This is a genomic window from Acinetobacter pittii (assembly GCF_034064985.1).
Classification (GTDB): domain Bacteria; phylum Pseudomonadota; class Gammaproteobacteria; order Pseudomonadales; family Moraxellaceae; genus Acinetobacter; species Acinetobacter pittii_H.
Window position 1 is genome coordinate 995,973 of record NZ_CP139249.1, and the last position, 14,281, is coordinate 1,010,253.

General features: G+C 38.3%; 13 protein-coding genes. 4 read left to right on the forward strand and 9 right to left on the reverse strand.

The window, feature by feature from the left end:
* Positions 1 to 6 precede the first annotated feature (6 nt).
* Positions 7 to 1,140, forward strand: a complete 1,134-nt coding sequence (gene proB / locus SOI76_RS04725; RefSeq protein ID WP_104079143.1) for a glutamate 5-kinase — start codon at positions 7 to 9, stop codon at positions 1,138 to 1,140.
* A gap of 26 nt (positions 1,141 to 1,166) precedes the next feature.
* Here the strand turns inward: proB and SOI76_RS04730 are convergent, their stop codons facing one another.
* Positions 1,167 to 1,823, reverse strand: coding sequence for an HAD-IB family hydrolase (locus SOI76_RS04730; protein ID WP_032053082.1), 657 nt, complete (start codon positions 1,821 to 1,823; stop codon positions 1,167 to 1,169).
* Complete coding sequence (locus SOI76_RS04735) at positions 1,790 to 2,998, reverse strand: DUF1615 domain-containing protein (RefSeq protein ID WP_205668374.1); 1,209 nt, start codon at positions 2,996 to 2,998, stop codon at positions 1,790 to 1,792. The genes SOI76_RS04730 and SOI76_RS04735 overlap by 34 nt, the downstream gene beginning before the upstream one ends.
* 83 nt (positions 2,999 to 3,081) lie before the next feature.
* On the opposite strand from SOI76_RS04735, the gene dusB reads away from it, so the two are divergent.
* Entirely contained in the window at positions 3,082 to 4,107 is a 1,026-nt protein-coding gene (gene dusB / locus SOI76_RS04740; RefSeq protein ID WP_064785789.1) for a tRNA dihydrouridine synthase DusB, read from the forward strand.
* A gap of 37 nt (positions 4,108 to 4,144) precedes the next feature.
* On the opposite strand, the gene SOI76_RS04745 is transcribed toward dusB, so the two are convergent.
* Together SOI76_RS04745 and SOI76_RS04750 are read right to left on the reverse strand one after the other, a co-directional pair.
* Positions 4,145 to 5,191 (reverse strand): NAD(P)H-dependent flavin oxidoreductase, encoded by a 1,047-nt coding sequence (locus tag SOI76_RS04745; protein ID WP_104079142.1) that lies wholly within the window; start codon positions 5,189 to 5,191, stop codon positions 4,145 to 4,147.
* Positions 5,192 to 5,308: 117 nt separating this feature from the next.
* A complete protein-coding gene (locus SOI76_RS04750) occupies positions 5,309 to 6,010 on the reverse strand; it encodes a VIT family protein (protein ID WP_104079141.1) in 702 nt (233 codons plus the stop codon).
* Between the two features lie 265 nt (positions 6,011 to 6,275).
* On the opposite strand from SOI76_RS04750, the gene SOI76_RS04755 reads away from it, so the two are divergent.
* Entirely contained in the window at positions 6,276 to 7,493 is a 1,218-nt protein-coding gene (locus SOI76_RS04755; RefSeq protein ID WP_205668373.1) for a tetratricopeptide repeat protein, read from the forward strand.
* A gap of 1 nt (position 7,494) precedes the next feature.
* Positions 7,495 to 8,637: a non-hydrolyzing UDP-N-acetylglucosamine 2-epimerase gene (wecB, locus tag SOI76_RS04760; RefSeq protein ID WP_104079140.1), complete on the forward strand. Its 1,143-nt coding sequence runs from the start codon at positions 7,495 to 7,497 to the stop codon at positions 8,635 to 8,637.
* Between the two features lie 7 nt (positions 8,638 to 8,644).
* Here the strand turns inward: wecB and SOI76_RS04765 are convergent, their stop codons facing one another.
* Genes SOI76_RS04765 through SOI76_RS04785 form a run of 5 tightly spaced genes read right to left on the reverse strand, consistent with a single transcriptional unit; the run spans position 8,645 to position 14,243 of the window.
* Positions 8,645 to 9,541: a hypothetical protein gene (locus SOI76_RS04765; protein WP_104079139.1), complete on the reverse strand. Its 897-nt coding sequence runs from the start codon at positions 9,539 to 9,541 to the stop codon at positions 8,645 to 8,647.
* Positions 9,519 to 11,363 carry a hypothetical protein gene (locus SOI76_RS04770; protein ID WP_104079138.1) on the reverse strand — a complete coding sequence of 615 codons (1,845 nt, stop codon included), beginning with the start codon at positions 11,361 to 11,363 and terminating at the stop codon, positions 9,519 to 9,521. Before SOI76_RS04770 ends, SOI76_RS04765 begins: the two co-directional genes overlap by 23 nt.
* Positions 11,364 to 12,614 (reverse strand): glycosyltransferase family 2 protein, encoded by a 1,251-nt coding sequence (gene icaA / locus SOI76_RS04775; protein ID WP_057074348.1) that lies wholly within the window; start codon positions 12,612 to 12,614, stop codon positions 11,364 to 11,366. It lies immediately after the preceding gene.
* Complete coding sequence (locus tag SOI76_RS04780; protein ID WP_104079137.1) at positions 12,601 to 13,497, reverse strand: hypothetical protein; 897 nt, start codon at positions 13,495 to 13,497, stop codon at positions 12,601 to 12,603. Before SOI76_RS04780 ends, icaA begins: the two co-directional genes overlap by 14 nt.
* A complete protein-coding gene (locus SOI76_RS04785; protein WP_016140323.1) occupies positions 13,497 to 14,243 on the reverse strand; it encodes a hypothetical protein in 747 nt (248 codons plus the stop codon). Before SOI76_RS04785 ends, SOI76_RS04780 begins: the two co-directional genes overlap by 1 nt.
* Positions 14,244 to 14,281 lie beyond the last annotated feature (38 nt).

Consider the following 14,281-nt stretch of genomic DNA (forward strand, 5'->3'; position numbering starts at 1 on the left):
GGAAACATGATAGAAGTGGTCGATGGGCAACGTCAGCTCAGTGAGTGTAAACGAGTCGTTGTTAAAATCGGATCATCTTTACTTACAGCTAATGGGCAAGGTTTAGATCTGGATGCTATTTCGCATTGGGCGAAACAGATTGCAGATCTGCACAATGCCGGACACGAGATTATTTTAGTGTCTTCAGGAGCTGTAGCAGAAGGTATGGTTCGTATGAAGCTTGCGAGTCGACCCACCGACCTACCCAGTCTACAAGCCTGTGCTGCAATTGGGCAGATGGGCTTAATTCATACTTGGTCTAGTGTGCTTGAAAACCATGGTATTCGTACTGCTCAGGTTTTATTGACTCATGATGATCTGGCAGACCGCCGTCGTTATCTGAACTCGTGTGATGCTTTGCAAAACTTGATTGATTGGCGTGTGATTCCTGTTATTAATGAAAATGACACGGTGTCTACCGATGAGATCCGTTTTGGCGATAACGATACGTTAGCTGCAATGGTGGCAGGTCAGGTTCACGCAGAATTACTGATCATTTTAACGGATCAGCAAGGTATGTTTGACTCAGATCCGCGTCATAATCCTGAGGCTAAATTACTCTCTACCGTTCGTGCTATGGATGATGATTTATTCGACATGGCCGGTGGTGGTGGTGTGCTCGGGCGAGGTGGAATGGTCACTAAAGTTCGTGCTGCACGTTTAGCTGCTAAATCGGGCTGCCCAACCCTCATCGCGAGTGGTGAAAGTGATAATGTCCTGTCACGTGCGATGGCTGGTGAGATGCTAGGTACTTTATTTACTACAGATAAAGACCGCATGACTGCTCATCAACAGTGGCTTGCTGCTCATTTACAAACAGCAGGTCGTCTTGTGATTGATGATGGTGCTGTTGAAGCGATTAAATTGAAACATCGCAGTTTGCTCCCTGTTGGAGTTAAAAATGTTGAAGGACATTTTGATCGTGGTGATGTGGTTGAATGTGTCGATAAGCAAGGTAAACGTATTGCGGTAGGTCGAGTAAACTTTAGTTCACGATCAGCCGAAATTATTAAAGGCTTAGCCTCAGATAAAGTTTATCAAGTGCTTGGTGAAGCTCGTTCACTTGAAATGATTCACCGTGATCATATGGCAATTTATTAAGTTTTGTTCAAATAAAAAAGCTCGCTTTATGCGAGCTTTTTTTCTGGGGTTAAACGAGGTAAAACACGGTCTTCACCAACCATATAGGGATGTGTGGCAAGGCTCAGCATGTCTAGGTCTTCTGAGCTATTACCATACGCATAGATCTGGTGGTAATGCTGTAGCATATATTGCTGATGTATTCTTAACTTCTTTTGTTCACTACTACAATCCGGAGTGGAGTAGTAACCTGTCATCCTACCGTTTTTAATTTGAGTTTCGGTACAAATCAACTCGATATCTAGTAACTTACAAAGTGGAGCAAGATAGACATCAATTGAAGCTGAAACTAATACAACCTGATCACCACGCAATTGATGGTGTTGTAACTGAGTAAAAATTTCTGGCGAAAGCGCAGAGACTAACTCTTGTGCGTATTCTTCACCTAATCTTTGCAATTCAATTGCAGGGGTATCTTTAAACATGCTACGGAATAACTTGGCACGCATAGCATGGGCCGGATAAAAGTTAAGATAGTAGGCTTGAATCCATGGCAGAATTTTCAAGCCTTGCTTAACAATGTGACGCTTAGATAAAGCATAAAAGATGAACCCTGTAAAACTATCTTTACTACACAAGGTTCCATCAAAATCGAACAGGGCGAGACTTTTTATAGTCTTATTCGTTTCGCTCGTTGCATACATGTTTCATATCGTCCGTTTACGCGGGTTGCATACCAATTGGTATTATAATCACGACTTAATTTAGGCCCAGAAATCACCACTTGAGGCATTATTGCATAGAGTGGCTCTTTACCAGTTTTTGATTTATAAAGTTTAGTCAATGCAATATAAGTTTGAGTACTCTCAAACTTTTTCTCTTTTTCTAATTTAAGATCATTACGTATCTGTCTTGGTGTAACTAAGATATTATTTTTTGCAAATACTGTAATCAGTTCTTTTTCAGACTGGCTTTGAGCAGCACGCGGATCGCCATCTTTTGTGTAAAGAAGTAGATCACCATCAAGACTTATATCTTTATCGGTAAGTTCTCGTAGCATTTTTTGAAAAGCTGCATTACGGCTAGAGTACATACCAGAGTTATAATCTGCAAATCGATAAATGGCTTTATCATAGTCTGCTGGATAAACCATTAAACGATGTATGCCGTAATATAGACCACCATATTCGGTATATAGATCATCGCGAAGCGCAGCAGTACTCATACTTGAACGCTTATTAGCTTTCGCATAGTTAATATGAACTTGCATTGAACCCAAAGTCGTAATAGGGTTCATTTTCTCGCCAATATCTTGACCAACCAATTTGGCTGCACCAGTTAAGGCACTCACATGATAGTGTTTAGCCATGAAGTCGAAAATTTCTCGGTAAAGTAAATCGAGTTCTTTCTCGGTTTTAACTTTACGCATTTGGCTCATATAGTTGTTATCAGGAGAAGGCTGAGTTCTTAGTACTTCTTCAAAATAACCGGCAATTGTTCCACCAACAGTTTTGCCAAGCTTATCTTCAAATTTTTCATTTAAACGTGTACTAACTTCTTCAACCGCCTTTTGACCTAATCCCGGCACTTGAGGGTTGGCAACAAAGTTAGATTCTTGATCAACTACAGCCACAATACTACAGACATTTTTCTTGGTTTTAGGAATATCCAAGTCTTTCATAATGTCATCAATATCTTTAGCCCATGACTCACGGTCATGCACACGTGATGGAATTAGACGTTTAATCTGTTGGCTTTCTAGTTCAGGCTCATCATTGTTTGACCACCAAGCTTTATCACCACAAGCAGCTAAACTCATGCATACGGCGACCATACCGAATGATTTTAATAAAAAACGGGAAGACAACGGTTTGTTCATGGCGAGGAAAGCACCTGCATAAAAAGATGAGCCGATTAAGCGGATGAAGTATACTATGTTGATCATCAATTGTATGAATATATATGTATATTGGTCCCTATCAACTGTCAAATAATTTAATTGTTGCTCCTATGGCGGGAGTTACTGACCGTCCATTTAGAACACTCTGCAAGTATTTTGGCGCAGGCCATGCAGTCAGTGAAATGATGACTGCTGATAAAACTTTGCGGATGAGCAAAAAGAGCCTTTACCGTGCGAACTTTGATGGTGAGCTCGCTCCAATCTCTGCTCAAATTGCAGGTTCTGATCCTGAGCAATTAGCAGAGGCTGCACGCTATCAAGTTGCAAATGGCGCACAAATTGTTGATATCAATATGGGATGTCCTGCCAAGAAAGTATGTAATAAACTCGCAGGTTCAGCGTTATTACAAGATGAAGACTTAGTGGCTCGAATACTTGATGCAGTGGTCGCTGCTGTTGATGTTCCCGTGACTTTGAAAACCCGTTTGGGCTTTTTAAATGGCCAGGAAAATATTTTAAGAGTCGCAAAAAGGGCAGAAGAAGCGGGGATTGCCGCGCTAGCTTTACATGGCCGTACTCGCGAAGACATGTATTTAAATACAGCACGTTATGATTTGATCAAACATGTTAAAGAATTAATCAATATTCCACTTATTGCGAACGGTGATATTGATAGTCCTGAAAAGGCAAAATATGTGCTCGACTATACAGGAGCCGATGCAATCATGATTGGTCGTGCTGCTCAAGGTCGTCCCTGGATTTTCCGTGAAATTGCTCATTATTTAAAAACTGGAGAGCACTTAGCTGCGCCTAATATTGAAGAAGTCAAAGATGTACTTTTAGGACATTTGACTGAGTTATATCAATTTTATGGCGAATACTCTGGATGCCGTATTGCCCGCAAACACATTGCTTGGTACACAAAAGGTTTACGCTCAAGTAACGAATTTCGCCAAAATATGTATAAAGTTGAAAGCACTGCTGAACAAGCATTAGTGGTCGAAAACTATTTTAATCAGTTATTGGCTGAAGGCAATTTGATGAGTGATGTACAAGTTGAGCAGGTTAACTTACTAGAAACTCATTAAATAAAAAGCCAGTATATGATTACTGGCTTTTTAAGATTTACTCATCTTCTAGCATTTCTACAACTAACTGGTTAACCAGATCAGCAGCATCTAGCTCTCGTATTTGCGAGACATTACTACCCGCCCAAAAAGCGCCAAAACCATAGTCTTTATTTTTGCTTGCAATTGCATTGAGTTGCTTAGCCAAATCATAGGTATATGGATATTCGGGTTGAGGAGGGCGACTAGGTAAATCAATTTGTGTGTGCCAATGGTTGAGCAGGCCGCGGGCCGGACGTCCAGAAAGACTGGCACTGATTTGTGTCACAGACTCATTAAATAAAGCTTTACGGTATTCTACAGATGCATTTGAAGATGGGCATTGAACGAAGGCAGTTCCGAGTTGAACAGCAGTAGCTCCTAGGCTCAACATATGTCGTGCTTGTGCTCCATTCATAATACCGCCAGCAGCTACCACAGGTCGTTTGCAATGTTGGACAATCAGATGTACTAAATCACTGGTTTTAATTGCTGGATCAAAAGTCTTATTAAAGATTCCACGGTGTCCGCCTGCTTCAATTCCTTGAGCAATAATAATATCTATACCAGCCGCTTCAATGGCTTGTGCTTCAACTAAATTAGTAGCAGAAACCATCGTGATAATTCCTGCATCTTTTAATGCCTGAATTTGATGGGGATTGGGAATGCCAAAATGAAAACTGACCGCTTTAGGTTTGGTTTCTAATACGACATTTAAAAAATCATCGTTATCAAGAAAACTTGGATAAATACAGTTTAAATTTTGAGGCGGCCGTTCTCCGAACTTTTCAAATTGTGGGCGTAAATATTCAATCCATTGTGCTGATGTTTGAGGATTAAGTCGTTCGGGCTGATGGCAGAAAAAATTAACTTGAAATGATTTTTCTGTAAGTGTTTGGGTTTTTAAAATCTGTTCTCGAGCACTTTGTGCTGTATTTGCACCTAGACCTAAGGACCCCAGACCACCCTGATTAGAAACTTCTGCTGCAAGTTCAGGTGTAGATACACCTGCCATAGGGGCAAGAAAAATTGGATGTTTAATTTCAAGTTGTTGTAATAGGGTCATTTTATTCACCTCATTTCTTTATCTTCACCATAGCGTGAAAACCGAACCAAGCGCAAATAATATTGGGCATTTAGTTTTTAAATATTTATTTCTTAATTATTTAAAAGTTCTGGTTTTTTAAAGTGGAGTAACATGAAATAAAGATCCGATCCAGCTTGAAAAAGCCATCGCTAAAATTCCCCACAAGGTAATCCGTAAACTTCCTTTAAGCTTAGACGTACCTGCGAAATGACTTGATAGCGCCCCTAAAAAAGCTAATGAAATAATGCCAAATATTAAAACTGTTTTTTCAATCCAAACTTCTGGGCTGAGCAAAATAGCCAGCATGGGAAACAATGCCCCAAATGAAAATGAGCCAGCTGAAGCTAATGCGGCTTGGATAGGATTTGCTGCGGTATTTTCATGAATGCCAATTTCATCGCGTGCGTGAGCACCTAAGGCATCATGATTTGTAAGTTGTGTAGCAACTTGTCGAGCTAAATCAGGCTCTAAACCTCTGGCTACATAAATTTGAGTGAGTTCATCCAGTTCACGTTGTGGATGCTTTTTAAGTTCTTGTGCTTCGAACTTTAAATCCGCTTTTTCAATATCTTCTTGGGATTTTACAGAAATATATTCTCCGGCAGCCATAGAGGTTGCACCAGAAATTAAACCCGCAATACAGGTAATAAGAAGCGTATGAGCAGTGGCTCCACTTGCAGCCATTCCCATAATTAGACTCGTAACAGAAATAATTCCATCATTAGCCCCTAAAACGGCAGCCCTTAACCAACCTGAGCGGTGAATAAAGTGATGTTCTGAGTGTTGGGAAAAGGACATGACTTTACCTTTTTTAGTTATAAATTTTTATCTTATCCTATAAGATTATTTACAATAATACGATTAAAAAATGTGTCATTATAGGAAAAACAAACAGATAAGAAGTTTTTAAAATATAATATTAAAGGAGATAAAATGAACAATTTAAAGAACTCATCTACTTATATAAACAGTGTCATTTATGAGTTTAATTATAATACCTATTGATTAAATTTTAATTTTATTTCTACGCAAGCATTCTATCTATTTTACTCTAGAGGTCCCAATGAATAGCAAAACAATAAAATCTATAACCCGTTCCTTTATCGTTATTGGTTCGATCTGTCCAGCTTTAGGCCTCTTAAGTGTTGAGACTAGTTTTGCGCAAGAGATTGTTAATCAAGAATATAAACCGGGTAATCCAATTTATGATAAATGGGATCAATTTTATAAAATTGAAAAGACTCAACCTGAAAATGCCGAGAAGTTATTATTAGAACTTGGAGAGATGACGCCACAAGATATTAAAGTATGGAAAAGTTTAACTTATTTACAGATTAGGTTAGGGAAACAAGATGCTGCTTTACAAAGTCTAAGAAAAGCAGAGGTATTAGATCCAGCAGATGATAATTTAAAACTCCAAGAAGCCTACCTATTGAATTCTCAAAAAAATAATAAAGAGGCTTTGGTGGTTTTTAAGGAACTTACCCAGTCTAAAGATGCTGATATTGCAACTAAAGCGACGCAGGCTGTAAAAAATCTGAGTGGAGGAGAGGTCAAAACTTATTTCCGTGATGTGTATTTTGCGCCTTCATATGAATCACGTTATGACGATGTAATTTTCCCACTTAAAGCTCGCTACGGTAAGAACCTCGATAATGGTCGAGCACAGCTGTATGGTTTTTTAAACCTAAACCGCGATACTCAGTCTCAAGGTGGTGTACGACCTGAAATTATTGATGAAAATGCAGTAACTCTAGGTGTGGGCGCTAATTATCAACCTTGGACTTCTATACCTGTGCGCATGTATTTAGAAGTAGGTGGAAGCTATGATCTAATTGATCGAAATAGAGATAAGTTTCGTGAAAGTGTTGTGGGTGGGGTAGCAGGTTATCAAGAGTGGTATTCTCAAAATAGTTGTAATCAGTCACTTTGCTTTAATGATTACTTCACTGATTTATATGGCAATGCAGCGACTTATTCTAGAGAAGATTATAACGTTATTGGTGATTTGAGATTACGCACGGGCTTGAATGTATATAAAGGTGAGAACGGAACTGTACAGGCTTATATGAAATTGCATGGCTTAGCTGATAGTAAAGATGAATATTACAATAACTTATTTGAATATGGCCCCGGCATTTCATGGCAGCCTTTTAATTATCAACCAATAAAATTACGTGTAGAACGACTATATGGCAATTACTTTAAAGATGTGCCAGTAAATACGAAAGATCATTACAACAATACTCGAGTAGAACTCGTTTTTTATAAGGATTTCTAAAATGAAAAAAGTTTTTATATCGATTGTATTTGGAACCCGTCCTGAATTAATCAAACTTGCTCCTGTTATTTTATTGGCAAAACAAGATCCTCGCTTTCAAGTTGAGGTAATTTTTACTGGACAACATGACGAACTAGTAAGAGATGCGATAGATTTCTTTGGGGTTGAAATTGACCACCGTCTTAAAATTATGAATGCTGGACAAAGTTTAAATCAGTTATTAATTCATGGTTTGAGTCAAATCGAGAAAGTATACACCGATGGACAAAAAAGAGATGCAATTGTTATTCAGGGTGATACAACAACTGTCTTAGCAGCTGGCTTAGTCGCGTTTTCAATGAAAGTTCCCGTTGCGCATGTTGAAGCTGGTTTACGATCTTATGATTTAGATCATCCTTTTCCAGAGGAAGGAAATCGCCAGTTGGTTTCACGTATTACCAAATGGCATTTTGCTCCGACTGAACAATCAAAAAGAAATCTACTTAATGAACAAATTCCGCCAGAGCTCATTACGGTTACTGGCAATACAGTTGTTGATGCGGTGTATTTAGGACGTAAGTTAATTTCCGAAAAATCTGATTTGAAGAATCAGCTTGAACCTTATGGAATTCAATTAAAGCAGGATGACAAAGTTGTACTTATTACTGCTCATCGTCGTGAAAACTTTGGCGGTGGAATTCAAAATATTTGCAATGCGGTTGAGCATTTAGCCCAAAACCATCCTGATTTACATTTTATTTGGCCTGTACATTTGAACCCAGCAGTACATGATGTGGTTCATGATAAGTTTAAAGACCATTCCCAAATCCATCTTGTTAAACCATTAGACTACCCAAGTCTATTGGCAGTTATAGACCGATCTACTTTTATTTTGACGGACTCAGGTGGCTTACAAGAAGAGAGCCCATCATTTAATAAGCCAGTTTTAATCTTGCGGGACACTACCGAGCGACCAGAAGTGGTTGAGGTGGGGGCAGGCGTTTTGGTGGGTACAAACCAACAAAAAATTATTGAAGAAGCTGAAAAGTTACTCACTGACCAACAGCACTATGAAAAAATGGCGCATGTAGAAAACCCATTCGGCGATGGGCAAGCAGCTCAACGTATTCTCGATCAAATTGCTAAATCTTATGAATTGGCATAATGATGAGTTAAGAATTCTTCTCACTTATGGATTTATTAACACCACCATAAGTGAGACGGTACCATAAGCTCACAATATTAACGCACCAGCGACTCATGTAATGAGGGCCATCAAAAATATAAACAGTTTTACCTTCATATGCTTTTAGCTGAGAAATAATTTCCCAAGGATATGCGGCTCTAAATTGCCCATTCTTTTTCACCCTAAAAGCTTCTAACACTATAATTACTCTATCTTCCCCAAGCTTCTGTTCAAGTTGTTCTAAAATATGTTTGGCTTGTTGAGGTGAGCGAACACCCACACCAACACCATCTTGAAAAAAAACTCCAGTATGGTCAGGTAGCCAGCTTTTAACCCACAAATCATAATGTTCAGGTTCGCTTTCGCCACTATAAATACTTACCCAGACTGGTGAAGGGAGTTTAGACAATACATGACCTAAAGCACTTACTCTTAACCACGTTGGATCTGCTTCAACTGGAAAATAATAACCTTTAGGTGCTATTTTTTGTTCTTTTATAATTTGGGCAGATTTTTCGCCTAACTCAATGACATTAGCTCGAGCTTTAGGTTCATTATATTCACCTGCTAAGCCCAATATGACGTTTTTTGCCCAAGGTTCTTGTTTAATTTTTTCTAAATTAATAGCTTTTTCCCATTGTGGAAAATTTGATTCTTTCCACCAAGATTTAGATTCAACAACAGACCATTGAGGAACAAAGGTATCGACACCTAAGTAGTGCCAATTCCCCTCTGGTGGAGTTGTATCATTGTCGGGCTGCCAAAAAATGCCTTCAATATGAGGGGCTTGACCTTGATGTTTGAAAAGCCCCGCATATGCGATGACACTACATATAATTAAAATAATAAATGCAGCTATTTTAATTGGTATCTGTTTTCTCATTATTTCGTCTTAACCAGTACCACAAGAAGATAATTATTATCATAATTGCAGAGATAATCACAACTAATAAGAAGAAAGAAGACTGTTGGACTAAAGGAGCCTTTTGATTACCGACGATGAGTTTTTGTAAAACATAGATATTTCCATTTTCCGAAACTAACATTTTGGTCACGTTATTTGGAATTTTATGTTGGATCTTTTCCCAAAGGTGCATAAACGTTTGGGCGCCACCTTCGGAGTCAGTAATCACATCAAAGCGATTATTGTTATAACTAACAATGAAGCCATTCTGCGCAGCAGGTGCATAAATAATATCCTGATGCATTAATACCTGTTGTTGATAAATATCTTTATTCACACGGACATTTATAGATTGAGGTGCATTCGGTGAATAACGGACTAGGTTGAGAGGCATTGGTGCTTGGGTTAAAAGCATTTTTTTCGCAGTTTGACCTAACACAATCGCGATATTTAACGCACCCGATTGATCATCAATCGCAATTGTCGGGGTTGTTGCTAAAGTCATTGAAATTGCGGCTACACCATTTTTGAGTTTATGAGGTAGCTTTACAGTAGATTTGGCTGTATCAATCCAAAGTGAACCATGTGCGTTAGGTAAACATTGGGAATTGGCTATCACTGAATTTTCCAGCTTTAGACTAAAATTTGTCGTATTAGAAATAGCTTTTGCAAAAATATTGAACTGACGGTTTACTGGGTCGGAAGCCAAATCCGCCGTTTTCATACTTCCTGCGAGCCCACCATCAATCCAAGCTGTAATATTGGAACCTTGTAATAAACCACTTTGAATACGAAGTGCGATTTGTCCTTGCAAAATATCGGTTGGTTGCCATACCGCAGGGAAGTCAAGAAACAAGTTTTTTTCCGCATGATTTAATCTGAAATCTTCAATGCCTAAATCAGCGAGTGTATCGATTTTTTTAAATTGAGCCCAAGTTGGATGGGATATCGTATTTGGGAAAAGTGCACTTCCTGTACTTAATTGTTGTACATAAGAAGGATTAATTAATCCATTTATTGCACTCGTTAAGTCTTGTTGCGTGTGGTAAGTAATAGATAGTGTAGGTACCCCATCTACAGGCTTCGTGATTTGTACTAATGCTCCGCCTTTTAGTGGTGCTGGTGAGCGAATAACTTCAATAATAAAGTTTGTTTCCGGATTTAAATTTGTCTGTCCTGAATCGACCCATTCAATAGGCGTTATTGAGGTCCATGAGCTTGCCAATCTAGCGAGCATGGAGGCTTCTGTAATCTCTTTACGATTATATTTTAAAATCCCAACAAAGGGAGTTGGACGTCTCGCTTGTGGGTTAAATAAAGCATCTGGTAAGTCTTTTAAACGGTATTCATTACGAATAGGCGTAAAGTCGAGTTGGGAATTGCTTAAATAAGTTAGGTGATCAATATCTTCTGTACAGAATGTTTCTCTGGTTTGATTAAGCGTAGACGGTTTCGCATATTGTTGAATAATAAAATCCAAACGATGAAAGCCACTCTGACTTGCGGGGATATCAAATTTGAATTGACCATCACCGCTCAACGTAGTGTTATAAATCAGTTTATCATCATATTTTACGAGTAAAGTTGTATCACTTTCTGTGGAGTAATCACTTGAAAATTGAATGTTTTGCCACTGGGCACCTTTTCCAATATAGAAAAAATGTGGCTCGACCGTATATTTAGTTGAGGTACTAATATCGTCGAGTTTCCATGTGTATGCGTGAGCAGACATGGCGAGCATAAGACTGGTGCTGGCAAGGAGCACTTGAGCTGTTTTATAAAGATCAAAAGTCTTTTTCATTTATTTTTTCTCCTTGCTACGTTCCGTTTTGTACCATTGAAGGGAATTACCCTGTATTTTATTTTTAAGCATGTCATATGCGGCTTTAAATACAATAAAAAGAAAGATTTGTGAGTAACTTACATAAGATATAACAGAGTAAAAGTAGAGTTCTGGTTTAACTTTTTCGAGTGAAAGGGTAAACCACATTTGTGCGACATATAGGCAAAATGAAAGCCCCCACAAAGTAGTAAATGGCCCCGGAACTGAAATACCTGCAATATCAAGCAACCCTAGGGTTAAAGTAATATGACTCCAGAATAAAGCGGGCACAAAAAGTATATAACACATAATATTGTTAAGAATTTCAATGCCGATAGGAAAAGGCGTTCTTAACGCTACGGGTAAATATTTACGAGTTACATAAAAATTACCTTGAGTCCAACGTGAGCGCTGTTTAACAAATACACTTAAAGAGGGTGGGTCTTGCTGCCAACCAATTGCATAAGGCACCCATTTAATTCGTTTTTGGCCGATAAAAATCCTAAAACTCATTTCTGTATCATCGACTAATGATTTTTCATCAAAACCGCCCAAGGTTTCTAAAGCATCACGCCAAATGACATAGTTTGTGCCCATTAATGTCGATAATTCAAAACGTTGCCAACGTCCGCCTTGGAAAATCCATTGGAAAAAGATGAATTCGATGGCGATAAATCGGGTCAAAATACTGTCTTGCCAGTTGCGTGTTCTTACTTTTCCATTAACAGCCACTAATTTTTTATCGGCAAGCAGGGTTTGAGCGAGCAAGCGGACACAGTCGGGTTCTGGCGTACTGTCCGCATCATAGACAACAATCAATTCGCCTCTGGCATGGGGGAGGCCATTATTAAGCGTTCTAGATTTACCTTTACCACCCATTCCTTTAGGAACATTAACAATCTTTATGCAAGGATAAATTTTTGCCAAATTTTCGGCAATTTCTAAGGTGTTATCCTTTGACCCATCATTAATCAGTAAAACTTCATATGCTTCGGCTGGGTAATCTTGTTGAGCAATTGCATGCAAAGTATCTTCAATCACAACGCCTTCATTATAAGCAGGAATCAAGACACTCAAAACAGGCCATCTTTCTGGTATAGGAAGGTTTTGTAATTCTTTTTCCGCTGTTTTTGAATATTTCCAAGCTTGATAACTTAACCACGCCCAAAATGCTTGTGGAATCCAAATCCCTAAAAAGCCGAATAAGAAAAGAATATCAATTGGAGCCATTTGTTCTTACCCTCCTGATAATAGACGAGATGAGTAACAACAATAAAATTAGTCCGACTACCAATGAAAACCAAGAAACATAGCTACCAAATGTACCGAGAAGATTTGGATAATTACTTGTGAGAATTAGATCAAGTGGAACTACAACCGTGCTTAACCCAATGAAAATATAGCCAATAAGACTCGTCTCCACTTTTTTAGGCGTACTTATATAGTTGATATGATTAAACTTCCAAGAAACGCCGAGTTGAGGGTATCGAATATTTGTTGTTGGTAAATCAGCAGGAGGATTAACAATAATTTCATAACCCGAAATATGACCATTAAAACTTTTAGCTGAATAGAATAAATGTTGACCTTGTAAGATTTCTCGTGAAGGTAAAGGAAGCTGTGAAGGATTAAATTGAATAATATAGCTACCAGTAGGTTGTGAAATTAAATTTTCATCCCAACCTGTTGAAACAAAAGCAGCCATGGGCCGTAAACCAATGGCAGTGGAAAATGTGGCTTTGGCCGCAAAATATTGAGGTTGCTCTGATTTATAAAGTGCAATCGGAATCGCACCTTGGCTTACTGCTTCTTTAAGCAAGAAATAATGAGGGAATCCGAATACTTCATCCGGTAATATAATGCCAGGCTTGATCCCTTTGTGAATCAGCTGTTGAAAACTATCTGAACTGATTTGGTCAATTGTAAAAACAGGCCACCATGTATCCTGATATGGAAAAAACATAGAAAGATCATCTGTACTCTGAACTTCTTTTTTATTTTGTTCTGCTTTAATTTCACAATGATAATATTGACGGTAGAACTGTTGTAAAGTCGCGTCTGGATATTGGCTAGAAGCAATAATAATTCCACAAATATTAAGAAGATTGGACATTAGTTCATCTCCTCAGGTGGAATAGGAATAACTTTATATTCCACCTCAAGGCGTAGTGTCATAATTTCTCTTAATTTTTTAATGAAATCAGGTTCTTCATCCGTTTTTTGGTTGCGAATTACAATACTGTATATTTTTTCAAGATCGTCATCCGCAAATTGGAAAATAATTTCTTGCGGCTGATGCTGGCTCAAAATTTTAATCATCTCATTTTGTGTAGTTTTCCATACATCATCGCCTAACATTTCTTTAATTAAGCTTCGGTTGAGAATTTTGATTTCAAAGACTTCATAATCTTGTATTTGATGATGATCAAGAAGTTTAAAGAAACTACGTTGAAAGTACTTGAGTGCACTCAGCGGGAAAATATCACGACGGTAATTACGGTCATAACTTTGAATGTCACGGTACTTTTGGACATTAATTTCAATATTATGGCGTATAGCGCTAAGAAAAAGAGGAATGAGAGGAATAATAAAAAGTAAAAGAAGCTGCCTTTCAATATGTGTTTGTGCACTTAAATCAAGCAAGAAATATACAGCAACTCCTACGAAAGCGATTAGACCCACAATTAAAGATGCACCAACTTGTAAAAAAGCTCCAGAAATTAAAAGAATGAGAATGAAGATCCAGCTTCCTCTAAAACTTACAGGCAACCACTCATACGCTACTATGCCCATAAATAGATGAGCTGCGATAATCCATAAGACGAGTGTTCTTCCAGGGTTCTTTTGTTGTTGTTGCATGTGAGCTATGGTGACCTTCTGGTAATGACAGTTTTTAT

Bases quoted from the DNA above. Each gene is read 5' to 3' on its own strand.
- proB (WP_104079143.1), top strand. From the start codon at position 7: ATGATAGAAGTGGTCGATGGGCAACGTCAGCTCAGTGAGTGTAAACGA.
- SOI76_RS04730 (WP_032053082.1), bottom strand. From the start codon at position 1,823: ATGTATGCAACGAGCGAAACGAATAAGACTATAAAAAGTCTCGCCCTG.
- SOI76_RS04735 (WP_205668374.1), bottom strand. From the start codon at position 2,998: ATGAACAAACCGTTGTCTTCCCGTTTTTTATTAAAATCATTCGGTATG.
- dusB (WP_064785789.1), top strand. From the start codon at position 3,082: ATGTATATTGGTCCCTATCAACTGTCAAATAATTTAATTGTTGCTCCT.
- SOI76_RS04745 (WP_104079142.1), bottom strand. From the start codon at position 5,191: ATGACCCTATTACAACAACTTGAAATTAAACATCCAATTTTTCTTGCC.
- SOI76_RS04750 (WP_104079141.1), bottom strand. From the start codon at position 6,010: ATGTCCTTTTCCCAACACTCAGAACATCACTTTATTCACCGCTCAGGT.
- SOI76_RS04755 (WP_205668373.1), top strand. From the start codon at position 6,276: ATGAATAGCAAAACAATAAAATCTATAACCCGTTCCTTTATCGTTATT.
- wecB (WP_104079140.1), top strand. From the start codon at position 7,495: ATGAAAAAAGTTTTTATATCGATTGTATTTGGAACCCGTCCTGAATTA.
- SOI76_RS04765 (WP_104079139.1), bottom strand. From the start codon at position 9,541: ATGAGAAAACAGATACCAATTAAAATAGCTGCATTTATTATTTTAATT.
- SOI76_RS04770 (WP_104079138.1), bottom strand. From the start codon at position 11,363: ATGAAAAAGACTTTTGATCTTTATAAAACAGCTCAAGTGCTCCTTGCC.
- icaA (WP_057074348.1), bottom strand. From the start codon at position 12,614: ATGGCTCCAATTGATATTCTTTTCTTATTCGGCTTTTTAGGGATTTGG.
- SOI76_RS04780 (WP_104079137.1), bottom strand. From the start codon at position 13,497: ATGTCCAATCTTCTTAATATTTGTGGAATTATTATTGCTTCTAGCCAA.
- SOI76_RS04785 (WP_016140323.1), bottom strand. From the start codon at position 14,243: ATGCAACAACAACAAAAGAACCCTGGAAGAACACTCGTCTTATGGATT.